20 protein-coding genes and 2 pseudogenes are annotated in these 18,257 nt (G+C 68.8%); 10 read left to right on the plus strand and 12 right to left on the minus strand.

Annotated elements, in window-relative coordinates; all coding sequences use genetic code 11:
- Positions 1-358 precede the first annotated feature (358 nt).
- The 3 genes from D473_RS0103105 to rnhA all read left to right on the plus strand — a co-directional run bounded on the left by D473_RS0103105 (position 359) and on the right by rnhA (position 2,246).
- Positions 359-802: an SMI1/KNR4 family protein gene (locus D473_RS0103105; RefSeq protein WP_017607636.1), complete on the plus strand. Its 444-nt coding sequence runs from the start codon at positions 359-361 to the stop codon at positions 800-802.
- A gap of 84 nt (positions 803-886) precedes the next feature.
- Positions 887-1,558, plus strand: coding sequence for a peptide deformylase (gene def, locus D473_RS0103110; RefSeq protein ID WP_017607637.1), 672 nt, complete (start codon positions 887-889; stop codon positions 1,556-1,558).
- Between the two features lie 214 nt (positions 1,559-1,772).
- Positions 1,773-2,246 carry a ribonuclease HI gene (rnhA, locus tag D473_RS0103115; protein WP_017607638.1) on the plus strand — a complete coding sequence of 158 codons (474 nt, stop codon included), beginning with the start codon at positions 1,773-1,775 and terminating at the stop codon, positions 2,244-2,246.
- Positions 2,247-2,313: 67 nt separating this feature from the next.
- Here the strand turns inward: rnhA and soxR are convergent.
- Both soxR and D473_RS0103125 read right to left on the minus strand, forming a co-directional pair.
- Positions 2,314-2,772, minus strand: a pseudogene (gene soxR / locus D473_RS26260) (redox-sensitive transcriptional activator SoxR); the annotation flags it as partial.
- Between the two features lie 10 nt (positions 2,773-2,782).
- Positions 2,783-3,241, minus strand: a complete 459-nt coding sequence (locus D473_RS0103125; protein ID WP_017607640.1) for a hypothetical protein — start codon at positions 3,239-3,241, stop codon at positions 2,783-2,785.
- 753 nt (positions 3,242-3,994) lie between these two features.
- On the opposite strand from D473_RS0103125, the gene D473_RS0103130 reads away from it, so the two are divergent.
- On the plus strand, positions 3,995-5,182 hold the full coding sequence (locus tag D473_RS0103130) for an aminotransferase class V-fold PLP-dependent enzyme (RefSeq protein WP_241474697.1): 1,188 nt from the start codon (positions 3,995-3,997) through the stop codon (positions 5,180-5,182).
- A gap of 58 nt (positions 5,183-5,240) precedes the next feature.
- Here D473_RS0103130 and pip read toward each other — a convergent pair whose 3' ends face one another.
- Both pip and D473_RS27950 read right to left on the minus strand, forming a co-directional pair.
- A complete protein-coding gene (gene pip, locus D473_RS0103135) occupies positions 5,241-6,176 on the minus strand; it encodes a prolyl aminopeptidase (RefSeq protein WP_017607642.1) in 936 nt (311 codons plus the stop codon).
- 437 nt (positions 6,177-6,613) lie between these two features.
- Positions 6,614-6,986: pseudogene (locus D473_RS27950) on the minus strand (MarR family winged helix-turn-helix transcriptional regulator); the annotation flags it as partial.
- A 2-nt stretch (positions 6,987-6,988) separates the two neighbouring features.
- Between D473_RS27950 and D473_RS0103150 the strand changes: the two are divergent.
- Entirely contained in the window at positions 6,989-7,306 is a 318-nt protein-coding gene (locus D473_RS0103150; protein ID WP_017607645.1) for a hypothetical protein, read from the plus strand.
- 15 nt (positions 7,307-7,321) lie between these two features.
- On the opposite strand, the gene D473_RS0103155 is transcribed toward D473_RS0103150, so the two are convergent.
- Both D473_RS0103155 and D473_RS27415 read right to left on the minus strand, forming a co-directional pair.
- The gene (locus D473_RS0103155; protein ID WP_017607646.1) at positions 7,322-8,614 is read right to left on the minus strand and encodes a purple acid phosphatase family protein; all 1,293 of its coding nucleotides are present in this window, start codon (positions 8,612-8,614) and stop codon (positions 7,322-7,324) included.
- A 93-nt stretch (positions 8,615-8,707) separates the two neighbouring features.
- Positions 8,708-9,874, minus strand: coding sequence for a YoaK family protein (locus D473_RS27415; protein WP_017607647.1), 1,167 nt, complete (start codon positions 9,872-9,874; stop codon positions 8,708-8,710).
- A 197-nt stretch (positions 9,875-10,071) separates the two neighbouring features.
- On the opposite strand from D473_RS27415, the gene D473_RS27820 reads away from it, so the two are divergent.
- Positions 10,072-10,251, plus strand: a complete 180-nt coding sequence (locus D473_RS27820; protein WP_206539010.1) for a hypothetical protein — start codon at positions 10,072-10,074, stop codon at positions 10,249-10,251.
- A gap of 134 nt (positions 10,252-10,385) precedes the next feature.
- Here the strand turns inward: D473_RS27820 and D473_RS0103175 are convergent, their stop codons facing one another.
- On the minus strand, positions 10,386-11,015 hold the full coding sequence (locus tag D473_RS0103175) for a TetR/AcrR family transcriptional regulator (protein ID WP_017607649.1): 630 nt from the start codon (positions 11,013-11,015) through the stop codon (positions 10,386-10,388).
- Positions 11,016-11,085: 70 nt separating this feature from the next.
- Here D473_RS0103175 and D473_RS0103180 point away from each other — a divergent pair, with 70 nt between their 5' ends.
- Together D473_RS0103180 and D473_RS27045 are read left to right on the plus strand one after the other, a co-directional pair.
- Positions 11,086-11,958 carry a ketopantoate reductase family protein gene (locus D473_RS0103180; protein ID WP_017607650.1) on the plus strand — a complete coding sequence of 291 codons (873 nt, stop codon included), beginning with the start codon at positions 11,086-11,088 and terminating at the stop codon, positions 11,956-11,958.
- Between the two features lie 36 nt (positions 11,959-11,994).
- A complete protein-coding gene (locus D473_RS27045) occupies positions 11,995-12,369 on the plus strand; it encodes a hypothetical protein (RefSeq protein WP_152436748.1) in 375 nt (124 codons plus the stop codon).
- Positions 12,370-12,454: 85 nt separating this feature from the next.
- On the opposite strand, the gene D473_RS0103195 is transcribed toward D473_RS27045, so the two are convergent.
- Entirely contained in the window at positions 12,455-13,096 is a 642-nt protein-coding gene (locus tag D473_RS0103195; RefSeq protein ID WP_017607652.1) for a class I SAM-dependent methyltransferase, read from the minus strand.
- A 119-nt stretch (positions 13,097-13,215) separates the two neighbouring features.
- Here D473_RS0103195 and D473_RS0103200 point away from each other — a divergent pair, with 119 nt between their 5' ends.
- The gene (locus D473_RS0103200) at positions 13,216-13,608 is read left to right on the plus strand and encodes a DUF2267 domain-containing protein (protein WP_017607653.1); all 393 of its coding nucleotides are present in this window, start codon (positions 13,216-13,218) and stop codon (positions 13,606-13,608) included.
- A gap of 243 nt (positions 13,609-13,851) precedes the next feature.
- On the opposite strand, the gene D473_RS0103205 is transcribed toward D473_RS0103200, so the two are convergent.
- Genes D473_RS0103205 through D473_RS28330 form a run of 3 tightly spaced genes read right to left on the minus strand, consistent with a single transcriptional unit; the run spans position 13,852 to position 15,862 of the window.
- Positions 13,852-15,054 carry an FAD-dependent oxidoreductase gene (locus D473_RS0103205; RefSeq protein ID WP_017607654.1) on the minus strand — a complete coding sequence of 401 codons (1,203 nt, stop codon included), beginning with the start codon at positions 15,052-15,054 and terminating at the stop codon, positions 13,852-13,854.
- Positions 15,051-15,623 (minus strand): TetR/AcrR family transcriptional regulator, encoded by a 573-nt coding sequence (locus D473_RS0103210; protein ID WP_017607655.1) that lies wholly within the window; start codon positions 15,621-15,623, stop codon positions 15,051-15,053. The genes D473_RS0103205 and D473_RS0103210 overlap by 4 nt, the downstream gene beginning before the upstream one ends.
- A complete protein-coding gene (locus D473_RS28330) occupies positions 15,620-15,862 on the minus strand; it encodes a MerR family transcriptional regulator (protein WP_152436749.1) in 243 nt (80 codons plus the stop codon). Before D473_RS28330 ends, D473_RS0103210 begins: the two co-directional genes overlap by 4 nt.
- A 490-nt stretch (positions 15,863-16,352) precedes the next feature.
- Here D473_RS28330 and D473_RS0103215 point away from each other — a divergent pair, with 490 nt between their 5' ends.
- Positions 16,353-16,607 carry a hypothetical protein gene (locus tag D473_RS0103215; RefSeq protein WP_161626403.1) on the plus strand — a complete coding sequence of 85 codons (255 nt, stop codon included), beginning with the start codon at positions 16,353-16,355 and terminating at the stop codon, positions 16,605-16,607.
- 549 nt (positions 16,608-17,156) lie between these two features.
- Here the strand turns inward: D473_RS0103215 and cynS are convergent.
- Positions 17,157-17,597 carry a cyanase gene (gene cynS, locus D473_RS0103220; protein ID WP_017607657.1) on the minus strand — a complete coding sequence of 147 codons (441 nt, stop codon included), beginning with the start codon at positions 17,595-17,597 and terminating at the stop codon, positions 17,157-17,159.
- Positions 17,598-18,257 lie beyond the last annotated feature (660 nt).

The raw sequence follows: 18,257 nt of genomic DNA on the forward strand, positions 1-18,257 counted from the left end.
TGTTGGAGCGGGCTCCTGTGTCGTTGGTGGGGCAGCCGTCGGCTGGGTTGGTGGTGTACGGGGGCGTGTGGGTGGTGTCGGTGTAGGCGTTGAGCCAGTTGTGGGCCCAGGTGGTTGCGGTGGGGCTGCGTCGTTTTCTTGGGTGCAGCCGTTGGTGTGGGCGTGGTCGTTTGTTTGTGGGAGGGGGATGTAGTGGCTGGTGGTGTGGCCGGGGGTAGGTGGCGGTGGGTGTGTGGTGCGTGGGTTCTAGTTGAGCGTGGGGTGGGGCAGGCGTGTGGGGCGTTCGGGGTGGTGGTTTGTTGGGGGTTTCTGGGGCGACTCGCCGTCGTCGATTTCCCGTGTCTTGGTCCGAGCTGTGATGATCGGGGGTGTGTGGCGTGAACTGATCTTGGAGATGTATCCGGAGGCCGTGTTGGCCGATCCGGTCGATGAGGTGACCTTGTCGGAGGTGGAGAAGCGTTTGCAGCTGCCTCTGCCTTTTGAGTTGGCGTCGTTGTTGTGCGAGGTCGATGGGGTGGCCAATGAGTACGGGGACGCGGTGGTGTGGAGTGCGCGTCGTTTGGTGGAGGACAACTTGGGGATGCGGCGGGAGCCGGATTACCAGGAGTTGTATGCACCGTTCGATGAGATGATTTTTTTCGGTGATTCGGACATGGGGCCGCAGTTCGCGTATGTGCATACCGACTATGGGCCGGGGATCGTGGTGTGGGATCATGAGTCGGATCGGCGCCGGTTGGTGGTGGTGTCGTTGCGTGACTACTTGGTGCGGTGTCTGATCCAGGGCAATTCGTGGTTTCGGTGAGGTGGGGGTTGACCTGCCGGTTCGTGCTACTTTTTCGGTGTTGACCGGTGTTGGCCGGCGTTGAGCACGTTTGAGAGTAGGACCATGTCGGAGCAGTCCACGGCCTCGCAGGTGGCCGCTGTGGTGCAGGGCCATGAGGTGTCGGAGTTCGGTGAGTTCGCCCCGGAGGCGCGGCGGGGCCGGGTTCTGGCGGTGACGCAGGTGGGTGAGGAGGTCCTGCACCGTCGTTGTGCGGATGTGGGGCCGGAGTTGGTGGGTTCGGCGGAGTTGGCCGGCTTGGTCGATGACATGTTCCGGACGATGTATGCGGCCGAGGGTGTGGGGTTGGCGGCCAATCAGGTGGGGGTGGATCTGCGCCTGTTCGTCTATGACTGCCCTGATGATGAGGGTGTGCGGCATGTGGGTCATGTAGTCAATCCGGTGCTGGATGAGCGTGATCTGGATGTTGCGGTGGAGGTGGAGTCGGAGGGGTGTTTGTCGGTTCCGGGGCCGCATGCGGATCTGGGGCGGGCCGAGCACGCCACGGTCAGGGGTGTGGACCGTGACGGGCAGCCGGTGGTGGTGGCCGGCAGCGGCTTCTTCGCGCGGTGTCTGCAGCATGAGAGTGACCACACGGTGGGCAAGGTGTATGTGGACCGGTTGTCCAAGCGTGAGCGTAAGCGGGTGCTCAAGCGTATGGAGGAGATGCGCGAGCAGGTGCTGGAGCGGCGTGTGGAGCGTACTGAGGAGCTGGTGCAGGAGCTGGAGGGTTCCTGAGCAGGTCCTGTAGGGCTGTGTGGGGCTTCGACCTGGGGGTCGGGGCCCTTTTTTGTGTTCGGTCCGGATGGGGATGCCTGGGTGCCTTTGTCGGTGTGCTCGGTCCGCTGGCGGGCTCGTGGGGGTGCCGGTGGGGGTGATTGGCCCTTGCATTGGACCGGATGTGGGAGGTTGTGATCCTGCCGTGATGTGTGGGGGCGGTAGATTGCCCCGCATGCACAACGGGGACACAGGCGGCGCTGAGCCGGCACAGCAGGTGGTCATCTACACCGACGGGGCGTGCAGCGGCAATCCCGGCCCGGGCGGGTGGGGTGTGTGGTTGCGCTACGGCGAGCACGAGAGGGAGTTGTTCGGAGGGGAGAGGGAGACCACCAACAACCGGATGGAGCTGATGGCGGCGATCCAGGCGCTGGAGGCGCTGCAGCGGCCGATGCCGGTGGTGGTGCACACCGACTCCTCCTACGTGCGCAACGGCATCACCAGCTGGGTGGCCGGGTGGAAGAAGCGCGGGTGGCAGACCTCGGCCAAGAAGCCGGTCAAGAACGTGGACTTGTGGCAGCGCCTGGATGCTGCCAGGCAGCGCCACGAGGTGGAGTGGCGGTGGGTGCGCGGCCACAGCGGGGACGAGGGCAACGAGCACGCCGATGAGTTGGCGCGGCGGGGCCGGGACGAGGCCGCCGCGGATTGAGCCGGGGTGGCCCCCGCGCTGGTGATTGTGGCCCGTGCNTGTGGTCGGCGGGGTGGGTGTGGTCCTGTTCGTGGCGGAAGCGTTCGACCAGCAGGCGGCGGGGGCCGGTGCCGGTCCGGGAGAGCTCGTCGTCGGGGTTGGACAGGGTGCAGGTGCTCAGGGACAGGCAGCCGCAGCCGATGCAGTCGCTGAGGTCATCGCGTAGTCGGGTGAGTTGGTCGATGCGGGCGTCGAGTTCGGCGTGCCATTGCTGGGACAGGTCGGCCCAGTCGGTGCGGGTGGGGGTGCGGTTGTCGGGCAGTTGGTCCAGGGCCTGGCGGATGCGGGCCAGGGGCATGCCCACGCGTTGGGAGATGCGGATGAAGGAGACCCGGCGCAGGGTGTCGCGGCGGTAGCGGCGTTGGTTTCCGCTGGTGCGGCGGCTGTGGATGAGGCCCTTGCGTTCGTAGAAGTGTAGGGCCGAGATGGCCACTCCGGAGCGTTCGGCGACCTGGCCGACGGTGAGTTCCTTGGTGATGGGTGCCACGGGGCCGATTTTATGTGGCGGTTCGGTGGGGTCCGGTGAGGGCGTAGGCGCGGGCGTAGTTTCCTCCGCGCAGGAGGAGTTGGCGGTGGGTTCCGGTTTCGCTGAGGTGTCCGTGTTCGAAGTAGAGGATGCGGTCGGCGTGGTGGGAGCGGGTGGGGTGGGCTGTGGTGTGGATGTGGGCGTGGTGGTGGGTGGTGGTGATTTGGATGGTGGTGGGGTCCAGGGGGTGGATGTGGGCGTGGTGGGTGTGGAGGTGGCCTGTGGTGGGGCGGGTGTGGCCGGTCAGCAGGCGGGTGAGGACGGTGGGGTCGCTCAGGCCGACCAGGGCCAGGTGTTCGCCGGGGTGCAGGGTCAGGTCCAGGTGGTGCAGGTGCGGGGTCAGGGTGAGGTCGACCAGTTCCACCAGGGGTGGGTTGGTGGACGGGGTGGTGGGGTGGGTGTGGAGCGTGTGTCGGTAGGTCAGCCTCACGGGTGTTCCGTTCTGGTGGTGGTGCTCTTGGGCGCTTGGATCACCGTCGGCTGGTGAGAGTTCTTGTTGTGTGTTCGTGTTGGTGGGGTGGTGGGCCTCACATCGGTGCTGGTCGGTTGATGTGGGTGGGTCTTCTCGCTCTCGGTTGCGGGGTGCGGCGGCGGCCGAGCCGGCCGGTGTGGTGGCCGGTGATCTGGTGCAGGCGTTGCCGGAGTTGGCGGTGCGGGCTCCTCCGTCCAGGCACCCCTGTTTATGGGGGTGGCGGGGTCGTGGGAGGTGTTCCGGTCGGTGGGCAAGGAGCCCGCATCCCTTGGCAGGGGAAAGCTCCTGGTTCACACGGTCGCGGGTGTCGAGGTGATCGCATGGCCAAGAGCAGGGGCACGTCCGCCCGCTTGGCCTTGTAGGGGCCCTTCCGGAATCCGCAGGGCCCGCACGTTCGCCTGCGCCCTGCATGCGCACTCGGTTCTCACTCCCGCCTACCGGCGCGGGGCCTGGGCGAGGGTGGGGCCGGGCACGCCTGTCTGTTCGTGCACGATCCGCTCGGGGCCGCCTTCTCCCGGCTCGCCGGCGGCGCCGAGGGCGAGGGCGTTTGTCCCATGCAGGCCGGGCCAGGAGCTGCCGGGCCGCACTTGCCCGTACCTGTGGGGCGAGACCTCTGGCCCCCGTCCTATTTTTTGGTGTTTCTTTGGGTCTGGGCGGGCCGGGGTAGGTGGGGGCTGGATCTGTGTTGACCGTGTGGATGCGGGGTGTGCTGTGGGTTTTGACGTGGCGGGTGTGCGTGCGGAGACGGCGGGTGTGGGTGAGCGGGTGCACCTGAACAGTGCGGGTGCGGCGTTGATGCCCGATCAGGTGGTGCAGGAGGTGCTCTGGCACGTGCGATCGGAGGCGCGCCTGGGGGGTTATGAGGCCGCGGAGATGGCCGCTGACCGGGTGGAGGGGTTTTATGCCTCGGTGGCCCGGTTGTTGGGGGCGCGTCCGCAGGAGGTGGCCTTTGCCGAGAGTGCCACGCGGGCGTGGGAGTTGGCGTTGGGGTCGGTGCCGCTGGGGGCGGGTGATCGGGTCCTGACCACGGTCAGTGAGTACTCCAGCAACGGCCTGGGGCTGGTCAAGGCGGCCGGGGCGGTGGGGGCGCGGGTGGAAGTGGTGGCCGATGATGCCGATGGTGTGGTGGATGTAGGGGCGTTGGAGCGGGCTTTGGACCAGGGCGGGGTGGTGTTGGTGGCGATCAACCACATGCCCACGCACAACGGGTTGGTGAACCCGGTGGAGCGGGTGGGGCGGGCCTGCCGGGCGCGTGGGGTGTTGTTCTTGGTGGATGCGTGCCAGTCGGTGGGGCAGGTGCAGGTCGATGTGGATCGGGTGGGGTGTGATTTTTTGACGGCCACGGGGCGTAAGTTCTTGCGGGGCCCGCGGGGGACGGGGTTGTTGTATGCGCGTGCGCAGACAGCGGGTTTGGGTGAGCCGGCGGTGGTGGATGTGTCCTCGGCCGAGTGGTTGGGGGAGCGGTCCTATCGGGTGCGTGGGGATGCGCGCCGGTTCGAGTCTTTTGAGCGCAGTGTGGCGGGGCAGTTGGGGTTGGCGGTGGCGGCCGATTATGCCTATGCGTTGGGGATGGATGCGGTGGCTGAGCGTGTGGGGTGGTTGGGGGAGGTGTTGCGTGAGCGTCTGTCGGTGTTGGCGGGGGTGCGTGTGTGGGATCGGGGGCGTGTGGGTGAGAGGTCGGGGATCGTGACGTTCTCGGTTGAGGGTGTGGGGGCGGAGTGGGTGCGGGCGTATTTGGCGCGTGCAGGGGTGAATGTGAGTGTGTCGCGGGTGCACAACCAGGTGTGGGAGGACGCGCGGATGCCTGAGGAGGTGGTGCGTGCGTCGGTGCATTACTACAACACCGAGGAGGAGTTGGCGGTGTTGGTGGCTTTGGTGGCCGAGCGTGTGGGGGCCTGAAGGGGGCACAAACACGGGGGCGGCGCACAGCGCCGCCCCCGTGTTTGTGTTCGAGGGGTCAGGCGAAGTGGTCGGTGGCGGCGCGGGTGGCCTGGAGCATGGAGTCCTGGGGCCCTATGTGGCCGGCATCGCCGCAGATGCTCAGTTGTGCGCGGGGCCAGGCGCGGGCCAGGGTGTGGGCGGTGGAGGCGGGTGAGGAGATGTCCAGGCGTCCGTGGATGAGGGCGCCGGGGACCTGGTGCAGGCGGTGGGCGTTGTCGATGAGTTGGTCGGGGGCCAGGAAGGCGTGGTGGGCCCAGTAGTGGGTGACCAGGCGGGCGAAGGTCATGCGGTAGTGGGGGTCGGTGTAGCGGGGGTTGGGCCGGTGGTGGGGGTGGGTGGCCACGTGGGTGTCTTCCCAGGCGCACCAGGCGCGGGCGGCGCTATCGCGCACGGCGGGGTCGGGGTCGGCGAGCAGGCGGGCGTAGGCGTGGGCCAGGTGGTGGGGGTCGGCGTCGGGGCCGGCGGCGTCGCGGAAGTGTTGCCAGGCTTCGGGGAAGATGTGGCGCATCTGGTGGGTGACCCAGTGCACTTCGTGGGGTGAGGTGGTGGTGACCGAGACCAGGGTCAGGGCGTGTACGCGTTCGGGGTGGGCCTGGGCGTAGGCCAGGGCCAGGGTGGAGCCCCAGGAGGCGCCCAGTACCAGCCAGGTGTCGATGCCCAGGTGGGTGCGTAGGGCTTCGATGTCTTCGATGAGGTGGGCGGTGGTGTTGGTGTGCAGGTCGGTGTGGGGGTGGGCGGCGTCGGGGGTGGAGTTGCCGCAGCCGCGTTGGTCGAACTGGATGAGGTGGTAGCGGGTGGGGTCGAAGAAGGCGGTGTAGCCGGGGGCGGCGCCGGATCCGGGGCCGCCGTGCAGGGCCAGGGCGGGGCGTTGGTGGGGGTTTCCGCTGGTGTAGTAGGCCATGGTGTGGCCGTGGGTCAGGGGCAGGTGTCCGGTGGGGGCGGGCATGGGCATGGGGGGCTCCTGGGTGGTGGTCCTTCTGTGGCGGGGGTGAGGCTAGCAGCGGGTGTGTCGGGTTGCAGGCGCAGCTGCGCGCGGTCATCACCGAGGCGGTGGCCGGTTCCACGGGCGCGACCACCTCCTTCGAGCAGCACCTGTTCGATTCCTTGGGGGAGTTGGAGGCGGATGTGTGCGAGCGGGTCCGGCAGGCCTGTGCTGCTGCGTTTCTGGGGCCGAGGAGTGGGCGTTTGGCCCGTGCGGTGGAGTCGGGCGAGGGGCCGGGCGCGATGCGTGGGTGCTGTGCAATGCCTTCTTCCATCTGGTCCGGGCCGTGGACATGATCGGCCCGTGCCCCGCATCGGGGGGCGCAAGTACAAGAGGGGATCGCGTGCTGTGGGCCCCTCCGTGGTCTCCAAGGCCGGTTCTGGGTGCTGTTGCTGATCAGGGGTCCAGGCGCGGTCGATGGGGGTCAGGACGCGGTGCAGCGGGTGGGCGAGTTGGGCGCGGTCGTCTTGGTTCCATGGGGTGAGGAGGTCGGCTTCGCGGTGGAGTTGGCCGGTGAAGGGTTCCTCGGCCAGTTCGCGGCGGTCGCGGTGGTGGGGTGTGTTCGATGAGGCCGGTTTGTTCCAGGCGGGCCAGGTGTTTGGTGGTGGCTGCGCCGGAGGAGATGGTTTTGCGGGTGGGTTGGCGCGGGCGCAGGCCGTTTCGGGAGCGTCGTAGGGCGGCTAGGTGTAGGACGCGGCCCAGGGCTTTCATTCTGGTCAGGTCCAGGTCGGGGCGCAGGTGGGTCCAGCTGTCGCGGTAGCGGGAGACGGCGTCGCTCATGGGTGGTCCTGGTGGGTGGGTTGTTGGTGGTGGGCCTCAACTGCTTTTACGCGATCGTGTTCGTGACCCCGCTGATGCTGGCTCTGTTCAGCCTGGCCCAGGCGGGCGGGGTGCCCAGGACCTGGCCGGTGAGTGGTTGTGGGCGACCGTGCTGGGGCTCCTGGTGGGGCTGGCGGTGTGTGTTGGTGCTCAACCGCAGCCTGGCCCAGCACTTGGAGCGGGCGCGCGTCGAATGCGAGGGAGCCTTGGAGGCGGTGGCCGGTGCGCGGCGGGTTCTGGAGCGGGCCCGGTGCCCGGCCGGGGCGGGTGCGGCGGTCTGAGTCCGGGCGGTGGGGTCAGCGGGTCCGGACCTGGTCGGTGACTTGTTTGTCTGTGCCTTGGGGGTTCTTGGTGATGGTGAAGGCGTCCACGACCTCGCCGGAGGCGGTGCGGGCGGTGTAGTCCATCCGGCCGCCGTGGACCTGCACGCTCTGGAAGGTCTGGGTGTTTGCTTGCTGCACGCGTGCTTCGGCGTCGTTGTCGGTCCAGTTGTCGGCTTCGGCCTCATACATCTTGGGGCCGCTCACGCTCACGGCGTAGACGGGGCCGGTGTGCACTTGCTGTTCATCGGTGCGGTGTTCGGTGAGGTTGCCGCGGCTGTAGGAGTGGTCGTGGCCTTGCAGGATGAGGTCCACGTCGTGTTTTTCCAGGATGTCCAGCCAGGCTCGGCGCAGGGGGGCCTTGTCGCGGCCGGGGTTGTTGGAAAAGAGCGGGTGGTGGAAGGTGACCACCGTCCAGGGGTGGGGGTTGTCGGACAGGGTCTGTTCCAGCCACTGGGCCTGTTCCTGCAGCCACTGGTCCGGGTTCAGGGGCGCGGCCTCGCGCTGGTTGGAGTTGAGGGTGATGAAGCGTACCCCCTGGTGGTCGGTGTAGCCGAGGGTGGAGGCCAGGTCGGTGCCGCCGGTGCGGGGGCCGTTGGCGGGGCCGGGGAACTGCAGTGTCCAGTACTGGGACAGCTCCAACAGGAGGTATTCGTGGTTGCCGGGGGTGGCCAGGTGGTTCATGGACGTGGTGGAGCCGGCGAAGGCCTCGTGCCACTGCCTCCACTGCTCCTCGTCGTTGGCGTCGTCGACCAGGTCGCCGGCGTGCACGGCCAGGTCCGCGTCGGGTTCGGCCTGCAGGGCGGCGTCGATGACGGGGCCGGCGCCTTCGGTGATGTCGGTCTGTACGTCACCGAAGGCCAGGAAGGTGAAGGGCCGGGCTTCTCGGGTGGCGGTGGTGAAGGTGTACCAGGACCCGGTCCGGCCGGTGCCGCTGCTGAGGCGGTAGCGGTAGGTGGTGTCTGGTTCCAGGCCGGTGGCTGTGGCGGCGTAGAAGGTGCCTCGGGCTTGGCCGGTGGCGGTGGCGGGCACGGTGGTGACCTGCCCGGGGGTGTGCTGGGGGGCGAGGTGCAGCTCGGCGTCGGCTTGGTCGGATGCGCGCCAGGTCACCGTTTGGGAGGTGGCCGGGTCGGCGGTGGGTGAGAGCAGGGTGTGTTCGGGCGGGTCGGTCAGGGCGTGGGGGGTGAGCATGAACAGGGCGGTGGCCATGGCCGTTGCGCTCAGGGCGGCGCCGGTGCGGCTCAGGGCCGTTCTGGTGGGTGCACGCATGGCCGCGGGTGCCTTTCGTGTTCGCGGGCAGGGGTCGTGGGGAACCTAACGTGTGCGGGGTGGGGCACGTGCGGGGCGGGTGGGGGCTGTGGGTCATCGCCACCACAGCAGGGCTGCGCACAGGGCGCAGGCGGCCGGGATCAGGGCTGCGGCGGGGGCCCACCACACCAGGGCCAGGGTGGTGATCGTGGCTCCGGCCAGTAAGCAGCCCAGGCGTGCCAGGGCCCACCGGTGGCGGGTCAGGCCCTGGCCGGTGGCGGCATCGGCTACCGCTGCGGTCAGGGTCCCGGTCAGGTAGGTGGTGTAGGAGCCCTGTGCGCGGGCCCAGGCGCTCTGGGCTCCCATGGACAGGGCGGCCATCCCCAGTAGGGCCGGGCCGGTCAGGGGTGAGGGGTCCCCGCCCGTGGTGATCCAGGCTGTGGCGAAGAGGGCCACCACGCTGGTTTGCAGGGCCAGTTGCAGGCGCATGCGGGCCTGGGTCTGTTCGTGGGCAGGGCCCATGAGGCGGGAGGCCAGGGCTGCCCCGGTGGCGAAGGCGGTCACGGCCCCTGCGGCGGTGGCGGCCAGGGACCAGTGCGCGGTACCCAGGCCGTGGGCGGTGTGGACCAGGTTTCCGGTGGTGATGGCGCTGAAGACCCCGCCCAGCACGGCGACTGAGAGCAGGTCCATGCCTCCGGAGCAGGCGGTCAGCAGTGCCAGGGCGGCCGAGCGCCTCATGGGGCGGGCATGTGCGGGGCGCGGGCGGGTGTGCCTGGCGCCGCTTGTGTCCTGGTGGTGTGCGCTGCGGCGATGGTCATCGTCCTCCCTTTGGAGCGTGTGGGCCTTGGGTCTACCCGGGGGTGTGGGCGGCCATGCTCGGCGGGGTGTTCGGTGGCGCGGGGGCAGGTCGATGCGGTCCAGGTCCCGGGCTGTGGTGATGGGGCCGGTGAAGACCTGGGCGGCCTGGTCGATGAAGTACTGGTCCTCGGGGTGTTCGTAGCGTTCGGAGATGTGCGCCGGCGCGGGTGGCGATGTGTGTGGCTTGGTGCAGGTGCACGGTGGTGCCGTCGGGGCGGTGCAGGTGGCCCCGGGTCTTGAGGCGGTCGGTGTCGGGGCCGTGGGTGTGGTGGCGGGCCGGTTCTTGGGGGCAGGTGCCAGGTGGGGGTCGGCGATGCGGTAGCCGTAGGTGGGCGTATCGAAGGGTGCCCGGCCGTGTCCTCGCCGCCGGGGTGTCCCGCGTGAGGAGTTCGTGTTGGAGGGTGTGTACTGGGACGCGGGCACTGCCCGCCTTCTGCCCTGCCTGGTCAAGGGCCATAACGTGCGGGCCGGTCTTCTTTCTGCGCCGGAATCCGGGGCCCGGCAAGGTCGTCGGTTCGCGCGAGGTCTGCCCCGGCACCGGGTTGGTCCGGCTGTGGTAGGGCCGGTCCCGAGCTCTGCTGACGCCCGCACCTGGCTCGGTGGTGTGTTGGGGACGGGGGGTGCACGAGTACCGTCATTGTGGCCTCACATGCCTTGTTGAAGCCGGCTCCGGCCTGGTGGTGTTCATGGTCGAGTCGCGGCACGAGAGACCCGAGAATGTGAGGAAGTACTTCCATCTCTCGGTGGAGGCGGTCGCCGAGGTCATCAGTTTGCTCGCGTCCGAGGGCAGCAGGCGTTGACCTCGGCACGGCAGGCCCGCGCGATCAACTTCCGTTTGTCTCTGTCTGACAAAGATGTCGAGCAGAGGCCGGCCGCCGGCCCGCCTTCCGGCCGGTCGGCGACATCGCCGATTGGCCGCGGCCGTTCCGAGTTGTCAGGTCTTCGTCGGTGGTGCGCTCATCGCTGCCGTCAGGAACGTGATCGCCCAGTGCCGGGTTGCCTCGCCCGCTACCGGGGACAGGCAGGCCGGGGTGCGCTGCTGGTGGGTCTCGATGCGGTCCACGGCCGTCACGGCGAGGAGCCCCCGCATCCGGAACCACAGTTCCTCCGGGGAAAGGCCGGGCAGTGCGCGTCCGAAGGCCGCCAGGTAGCGCTCGCGGACCGTGTTCTGGGTCGGGCCGGTCCAGCTGCGCACCTCTTCGGCCGGGTCGCTGAGGATCGTCACGATCAGCTGGGATGTTTGGGCACCGTCCTCGTCACCGGTCGGTATCTCGTCGAACAGCGGCCCCGCGAATGCCTCCACCAGTTCGGTGACCGCAGGGTCGGAAGTCCTGGCGAGCAGTCGGTCGAGTCCGGCGTGCTGGGCGGTGTTGATGGGCTCGATCACGCGGCGGGCGACCGCGGCCATCAGTTCTGCCTTCGAGCCGAAGTGATACCCGACGGCGGCCAGGTTCGCTCCGGCGAGGTCGGTGATCGCGCGGACCGAGGTGCCGCGGTAACCGCGCTCGGCGAAGAGGCGTTCGGCCGCGTCGAGGATCTGGGTGCGGGTGTCAGGTGGCGCCATGCCTGCGTACACTACAGACGTTTGATTAAAACGAACGTATGATTGAAGTGAGCGTACGGAGAAGGTGGCCATGAAGCTGCTCGTGTACGGTGCCGGGGTTCTCGGCAGCCTGTTCGCCGCTCGCCTGCATGAGGCCGGGCACGAGGTTGCGCTTCTCGCCCGGGGCAGGCGCCTGGCCGCTCTGCGCCGGGACGGCGTGCAGCTCGCCGAGGCAGAGAGCCCGGACGTCAGGCGGGTGCCGGTGCCGGTGGTCGAGCACTCGGCCGGCGGGTACGACCTGACCGCGGTCTTCGTCCGCACCCATCAGGTGGAGGCGGTGCTGGAGTCACTCGCCGGTCTCGAAGGTGACGTGCTGTTCCTGCACAATTGGGCGGCCGGCCCGGAGCCGCTGGGTTCGGTGATCGGCCACGAGCGGGTGCTGCTCGGCTTCGGCACAGCCGCCGGCACGATGGAGGGCGACGTGGTCCGCTACCGTGCGACCAACTTCATGACCCGCCGGGTCGCGATGCCGATCGGCGAACCCGAGGCCCGGAGCAGCCCGCGGCTCGAACGGATCGTGCGGACGTTTCGCACCACCGGGATCAACGCCAGGACCGAGCCGAAGATGGATGCCTGGCTCAAGACGCACGCCGCGTTCGAGGTGCCACTCGGCCAGGCGGTGCACACGGCGGGCGGCCCGGTGGCGTTGGCCGAGGATCCGGACGCGGTCCGCGGCATGCTCCGCCTCATGCGGCAGAACCTGGCCGCCATGCCGACGCCGCCGGCCCCGGGCGGGTTCGCTGCGTTGCGGATCCTGCCGGAGGGAGTGCTCGTGGCCGCGCTGCGGCGCTTCCTGCGAAGCCCGACGGCCGTACACAGCGGACTCGGCAACGTCTCGCCCGCGACAGCGGCCGAACTGGCGCGGCTGGCCGAACAGATCCGCGCCTGTACGAAAGTCCAGTAGGCGCCAGGCGGCTGCGCCTCCTGGGTCGGATCACACGTGAGTGCTGCTCTGGCCCATTCCGGGTACTCCTGGGCCGGTCGGCCCCGTCTGCTGCACCCGCGTCTTTTCTGGCGCCCTCACCCGCTGACCGGCCCGACCAGCTGCTCGGCCAGATACGCGGCCGCCTTCGCCGGCACCTGCCGCGGCCCGGACAGGAAACGGACCGAGTGGCGCGCGGACCCCGTACCCGAGCCGGTGGTGCGCACGCTGTTTGGCCTGTACCGCCTGCCGGTCCGCCCCGTCCAGGAAGAAGCACCGTTCCGACTCCGAGCGGGAGGGCGTCTCGGCAAACGACCCGTAGCCGGTCTGCTCACCCGACAGGAACTGGACCGCCACAACAACTCTGTGAAGGTCGACGACAGCGGCCCGTGAAGGCTTGGGCACGCAATCACCCCAGGTCAAAGCGCCCATCAACCGTGAGGTCCCTTGCGGTTGTGGAGAAGGTTTCGGGCCGGGTTCATGGCGAGCGCTGCAGGAGCAGGTGGGTCTGGACCCATCCGCGGCGCGTGTCCTGGGAGGGGGCCAGTTCCAGGCGCGCGGTCTCGGTCAACCCGGCGGCGCCGGCGGCCTTGAGCAGGTGCGGGGTGCTGTGGCGGTGGGCCGGGGCGAGGTCGTGGTCGAAGGGTTGGCTGGCCTGGCCGGGTTCTTGGGTCTGGAAGCAGATCAGCGCGGGAGCGTTCGGTGCCAGGGCTCGTGCCCACTCGGTGAAGGTGTCCTGTACTTGTTCGGGTGGGGTGTGGATGAGCGAGTAGTGGGCCAGGATCGCGCCCAGGGTGCGTGGGGCCAGGGGCAGGCGGGCCATGCTTGCGCGTACGAAGGTGGGGCCGGGGTGGGTACGGCGGGCGTGGGTGAGCAGGTTCGCGGACAGGTCCAGGCCCAGTACCGCAAGGCCCAGGGTGTGCAGGTGGGCGGCCACGTGGCCGGGTCCGCATCCCAGGTCGGCGACCGGGTGGTCGGGCAGGGCCAGTTCGGCGAGGGTGGGGATCAGGGCCCGGTGCAGGGGGTGGTGGGTGTAGTGGTGGTCGGCGAAGTGGGCGTAGCGCTGGGCTTGGAGGTCGTAGGCGGTGCCGGTGGTGTTTTCGTGGGCGGGGGTGCTCATGGGTGTGATCGTAGAGCGTGCGCGGTGTGTTGGGGCGGGCGGGAAGGTTTGTGGAGGCTGCTGTCCTGGAAGGGGCGCTTGAACAGCAGTGATCGGTCCGCAGGTGTTCGGGGGAGAGCATGCATCAGGGTGAGTTCTTGGCTCAGGTCCGTGAGCGTGGTGAGTATGCCGACCAGGCTGAGGCCGAGCGTGTGACGCGGGTGGTGCTGGGGGTTCTGGCGAGCAGGATCCAGCCCAGCGGTATCGAGAACCTGGCGGCCCAGTTGCCCGGGGACCTGCCGGGGGCGTTGGACCCGGGTGATCAGGTGGAGGCGGACAACTTCGGGGTGGAGGAGTTCTGTGGGCGTGTGGCGCAGGGGGTGGGCACGGGTGCGCGTATCGCCGAGTGGGATGCGGCTGCGGTGTTGTCGACCTTGGCCGTCAACATCTCGGGGGGTCTGCTCAATCAGGTTCTGAGCGGGTTGCCTTCGGGGTATGCGTCCCTGTTCGGTCATCCTGAGTTGACCGAGTGAGTTCGGTTCTGGCCGAGCGTCGTCCTTCTTGTCCTACGCTGAGGCGGCCGAGGCGCGGTGGGCGGTGCGTTTTGTGGGCCCGCGGGTGGTGCGGCGTGTGCGCGCGTTCCTCGGGGGATGGGTGCAGCGCCGAACGCCTGTTCTTGAGGCCGGTGTGTTGGCGGCTGTGGTGGGCGGCTCGTGTCCGGCCCGGGCGGGCGGGTGGGTGGTCCTGGTTCAGGGGGTTGGGTGTATGCGGTGGGTTCAGGGCACGGGTCGGTCGGCCAGTTCCTGGATGGCGCGGGTGGGCCGGCCCGAGACGGTGGTGGCCACCAGGCGGTCCAGGCCGGGCAGGGCCGACAGTTTCAGTGCCAGGCGCCGCAGCCGTCGTTGTGCTGGGGTGGAGGGCAGGAACCATTGGGTGCCGGTGCGGGCGGCGCGTTGGCGTTCTTCGACCACCGGGCGCCAGCGTTGCTCGTAGTTGTTCAGGGCTTGGGGCAGGCTGTGTGCGCGGGCCAGTTCCTCGCCCAGGACGTAAGCTCCGCCCACGGCCAGTGAGGCGCCTTGGCCGGCCAGTAGGGAGACCGCTTGGCAGGCGTCGCCGACCAGGACGGTGCGGCCGCGGCTCCAGTGGTTCATCCTGATCTGGGCGACCAGGTCGTAGTAGACCTCTTCTGGTGGTGGGCACAGCTCGAGGGCGCGGGGGACGAGCCAGCCCAGGTGGGCGTAGGTACGGCGCAGGGCGGCTCGGGGGTCCTGGGGCAGGTCGGTTTGCTGGGTGCGGTGCACGGCGAAGGTGGCCACGCGGTCCTGGCCCAGCGCGTAGAGGCCCATTTGGGCGTCCAGGGTGTCGGTCAGGCAGAAGCGGCCCCGGGCCAGGGCGTGGATGCGGGCGTCGGTGAAGGTGTAGGCGCCGGTGTGAAAACCCAGGGGGTGCAGGTAGTGCTCCTGGGGGCCGAAGAGGTGGTGGCGCACGGTGGAGTGGATGCCGTCGGCTCCTACCAGGAGGTCGGCGTGCAGGCTCTGGCCTTCTGGCAGGTGCACTTGCACGCCCTCGGGTCCTTCGGTGAAGGCGTGGGGAGCGCATCCGTAGCGCAGGTCCACGTGCTCGGGCAGGGCCTCGCGCAGGGCCCGTTCCAGGTCGGGGCGCAGGAGTGAGACCACCGATCCGCCCAGGGCGTGGGCGAAGCGGTCCAAGCGCAGGCTGGCGCGGGGGTGGCCGTCGGTGTCGAGGAAGTCGGCGCGGGCGAAGGCGTGGCCCAACTCGCGGATGCGGGGCAGGAGGCCCATGGCTTGGGCTGCTTCGTGGCCGGGGCCGAAGAAGTCGATCATGTAGCCCTGCGGGCGCGGGCCCGGGGCGCGTTCGAGGACGTGGACCCTCCATCCGTGGTGGGCCAGGCGTTGGGCGGTGGCCAGGCCGGCGATGCCGGCGCCCACGATGACGGCGGTGTTGGGTGGGGGTGTCATTGTTCCTCCTCGGTGGGTGTGTTCAGGAGCCGGCGCAGGACGGGTGCGGTTTTGTCCGTGCTCAGGTCCGGGTCCAGGGTGCGGTGGAGCATGAGGCCGTCGATGGTGGCGGCCAGTAGGTGGGCGGTGGTTTCGGGTTGGGCGATGCCGCTTTGGTGGAGCCAGGTGCTCAGGTGGGTGCGTAGGCGTTGCAGGAGTTCGGTGATGCCTTGGCGCAGTTCGGCGTCGCGGGTGGCGGCCAGGTAGGCCTCGGTGAACAGCACGGTGTCGGGGCCTTGGGGTGTGTAGGTGTCGATGTGGGCCAGGAGTTGGTCCAGGCCTTGGTGGGGGTCGGTCTCGGGTGGCAGGTGGGTCAGGGGTTGGTCGATGACGGCGGCCATGCCGGTCAGGGCGGCTTCGTTGAGCAGTGCGTTCAGGGAGGGGAAGTGGTAGTGGACCAGGCCGGGGCCCACGCCGGCGCGTTGGGCCAGGGTGCGTGTGCTCACGGCGCTCCAGCCGCGTTCGGCGATCAGGGTGCGTGCTGCGTGTAGGAGGTCGTGGCGGACCTGGTGGCTCTTGGGAGTGCTCATGTGGGCCGGCTCCGGTTTTTGGGCATCTGTCTTGGACACTCGTGTTGGGCGTGTGCCCAATTCTGAGGGTGGCACATGGCAGGGCTTCTGTCCAGGGTCGGCACGGCAGGGGCTGCGGCAGTAGGGCGGCGATGCAGCAGCACACGGTTCACGGCCGCCTCGTCGTAGTGGTGCTGCCCGCGGGCGCTGCGTTCGCTGCAGAGCATGCCCTGCTTCTCGTGGTAGCGCAGAGAACGCACGCCGGCTCCGTTCCGGTTGGCCTCTGATACCGATGTTTCGCCGGCCGGCCGCTGGGCCCCGAGCGAGCCCGGATCGAGCCGAACGGTGGGCAGAGCTGCACTCTGGCCGAGAGGGTGAACGCGCTCTTGGATGAGGGCACCGGGAGATTGAATCCGCAGTTGGAACCGCTACGCCTCCAGCGACCGCTCGCAGTGACCGGTGGGCGGGGATCCACGGGGAATGCGGAGCCCTGGATCAACGGCTTCTTTCGGGCTCGCCCCTTGATGTGGCAGCATGAACGCCGACAGTCTGACGGGACCAGGGGCCGGTATCCCTCCTGTGGAGGGGAGGCGTTCAGTGGGTGCACTTACAAGGGTCCGGCGCATGCTCGCCGACTTTTCCGAGTGGTACTGGTTCGGCTCTCGGGGCACCAGAGTTGACCGGCCACGCAAGAGGCCGGGCATACACGTGGTGTGGCGACGGATCATTCTGGACAGGCTCGCCATCAACGTGAGCTACACCTGCAGCGCATACCAGGAACGCGGCTTCAACCGGCCCGGCCATTCCTTCTCCTCCGAGGAATACAAGGAGTTGGCCGACAAGAAGTCCTACACCGGCAACCTCCTTCTCTCCCTCCAGAGCGATCTGCGCGAACTGACCCTTTACGAGGAGGACCGCGCCGCACTGAAGTTCCCTCGCGTGCCGACCTACGACGAACTCCTCAAGTTGCGCCGGCGTGTGAAGCGCATGCGCGCGGAGGACTAGTGCCACATCAGGCAAGTCCGCCCTGTCGGCCACAACTCGTGCTCCAAGCCCTTGCTCCGGTCATCGCGCGGGCTCTGGGTTTTCACGACAGGACCACCACGCAGGTCCTTGTCGGAGCCGGAGGTGCCTGGGACCGCTACGCCTCCGGCGGCCACTTGCAGTGATCACGGCGGCGGAAGCGGCGGAGAACACAGGCCCCTGGATCAACGGCTCTTATCAGTCTCGACCTCCGGGCCGTGCCGCATGCATACTTCTTCGGGGCCGGAGCGCCCGCTAGGGCCGTTGGCCCGAGGAACTGTCGGTGACCGACCTGGAACAGTGCTTGGCCTCCCCCCCCGCTCGAGCCGGGTGCTTGAGCGTGCAGTCGTCTTCGTTCGGTTCCTCCTCGACCTCGGGCCCTTCCCGACCATCGGACCGGGGCCGCTTATGAGCACACCTGGCAGATTCGCGAAGCCTTCGGCTACCGCGGGTTCGCTGCCGGAAAGGACCTGGTCTCCTACCTCCCGGCCCCGGCCCGACAAGGCCGGCCCCCAGCGGCTCGTCGGCCGGTCACCACTTGTAGGGCAGGAACTTTCCGTCCAGGGTGATCTGCACGCGAGGCCCTTCCTGGGCGTCGACGCGTTGTACGTTCGCGCGGAAGGTGATGGCGCTCATGATGCCGTCGCCGAAGTCCTCGTGGATGAGCTCTTTCAAAGCGGGTCCGTACACCTGCATGGCCTCGTAGAGCCGGTACAGGGTCGGGTCCGTGGGGGGAATCTGCTCGAAGCTGCCGCGGGTGGGGATCTCGCCCAGCACTGCGACGATGTCCTCGGGCAGGTCGAGCAGGGACTGCAGAGCTTGTGCGGTGTCCTGGTCGAAGGGGTGCTGGCCGAGTAGGGCGGCGCTCGTCCACACCCGGTCCGTGCCCAGTTCCTCGGCGATGGCGCTGAAAGACAGCTGCTTGGTTCGCTTGGCCTCCAGGATGGCCTCTGTGGCCTCGGAGCGTCGCATCGCTGCCCTCCTCTTCTTCGGATGTGCGCGGCGCTGCCACGCTGTGGGTCTGTGTCCGGTACGCACTGCCCGCGGGTGGGTGCTGGGACACGCGCTTTGCCGAAGTGTTGCCTGTGGGGTCGCACGGGGGCGTGCTCGTTCCTGGCGCGGCGTACCGGCCCGCCGTGGAGGTTTGCTCGGCGCCTGCGTGAACAGCGCCGCGCGGCGGACCCTGGCGCGGGTGGTGTGTCCGGTGGTGCCGGCTCCTCGGGGAGCGGGGCGTCATCTCTCTTGAGGGTGGTGCCGGGTGCGGGTGTCGTGGTTGCTTCTCTGCGGGGTGGGTTCAGGGGTTGATACAGCTTGGGCTGTATCCGTCTCGTTCTCGGTGGTGCAGGCGGGTTCCTTCATTTCGTTGGTGGGGCCTGCGGGGTGCTCGGGGGCGGCCAGGGGCCTCTGGGGTTCTGGGCTCCGGGAAGGCCCACTTATCGGAGGCCAGGATTTGGGGTCTCGAGTCCGGTTTTTGTTGGCGCATAAGCCTTAACGTTATAGTAAAACGTTAATAGCAAACGAAACTAAAGAGGGGGCTCCAGAGGGCTCGGGCCCGGGTCGGCCACGGGTGCTCCCCATCCCCGGTCCCGCACAGCCGGTTCCGTCACCGCCGGTGCTGATCGCGGGCTCTGG

It is taken from the genome of Nocardiopsis xinjiangensis YIM 90004 (genome assembly GCF_000341145.1).
Classification (GTDB): Bacteria; Actinomycetota; Actinomycetes; order Streptosporangiales; family Streptosporangiaceae; genus Nocardiopsis; species Nocardiopsis xinjiangensis.

Excerpts from the sequence above, each read along its gene's own strand:
- D473_RS0103105 (WP_017607636.1), top strand. The coding sequence starts at position 359 with ATGATCGGGGGTGTGTGGCGTGAACTGATCTTGGAGATGTATCCGGAG.
- def (WP_017607637.1), top strand. The coding sequence starts at position 887 with ATGTCGGAGCAGTCCACGGCCTCGCAGGTGGCCGCTGTGGTGCAGGGC.
- rnhA (WP_017607638.1), top strand. The coding sequence starts at position 1,773 with ATGCACAACGGGGACACAGGCGGCGCTGAGCCGGCACAGCAGGTGGTC.
- pip (WP_017607642.1), bottom strand. The coding sequence starts at position 6,176 with ATGCCCATGCCCGCCCCCACCGGACACCTGCCCCTGACCCACGGCCAC.
- D473_RS0103155 (WP_017607646.1), bottom strand. The coding sequence starts at position 8,614 with ATGCGTGCACCCACCAGAACGGCCCTGAGCCGCACCGGCGCCGCCCTG.
- D473_RS0103175 (WP_017607649.1), bottom strand. The coding sequence starts at position 11,015 with ATGGCGCCACCTGACACCCGCACCCAGATCCTCGACGCGGCCGAACGC.
- D473_RS0103180 (WP_017607650.1), top strand. The coding sequence starts at position 11,086 with ATGAAGCTGCTCGTGTACGGTGCCGGGGTTCTCGGCAGCCTGTTCGCC.
- D473_RS0103195 (WP_017607652.1), bottom strand. The coding sequence starts at position 13,096 with ATGAGCACCCCCGCCCACGAAAACACCACCGGCACCGCCTACGACCTC.
- D473_RS0103200 (WP_017607653.1), top strand. The coding sequence starts at position 13,216 with ATGCATCAGGGTGAGTTCTTGGCTCAGGTCCGTGAGCGTGGTGAGTAT.
- D473_RS0103205 (WP_017607654.1), bottom strand. The coding sequence starts at position 15,054 with ATGACACCCCCACCCAACACCGCCGTCATCGTGGGCGCCGGCATCGCC.
- D473_RS0103210 (WP_017607655.1), bottom strand. The coding sequence starts at position 15,623 with ATGAGCACTCCCAAGAGCCACCAGGTCCGCCACGACCTCCTACACGCA.
- cynS (WP_017607657.1), bottom strand. The coding sequence starts at position 17,597 with ATGCGACGCTCCGAGGCCACAGAGGCCATCCTGGAGGCCAAGCGAACC.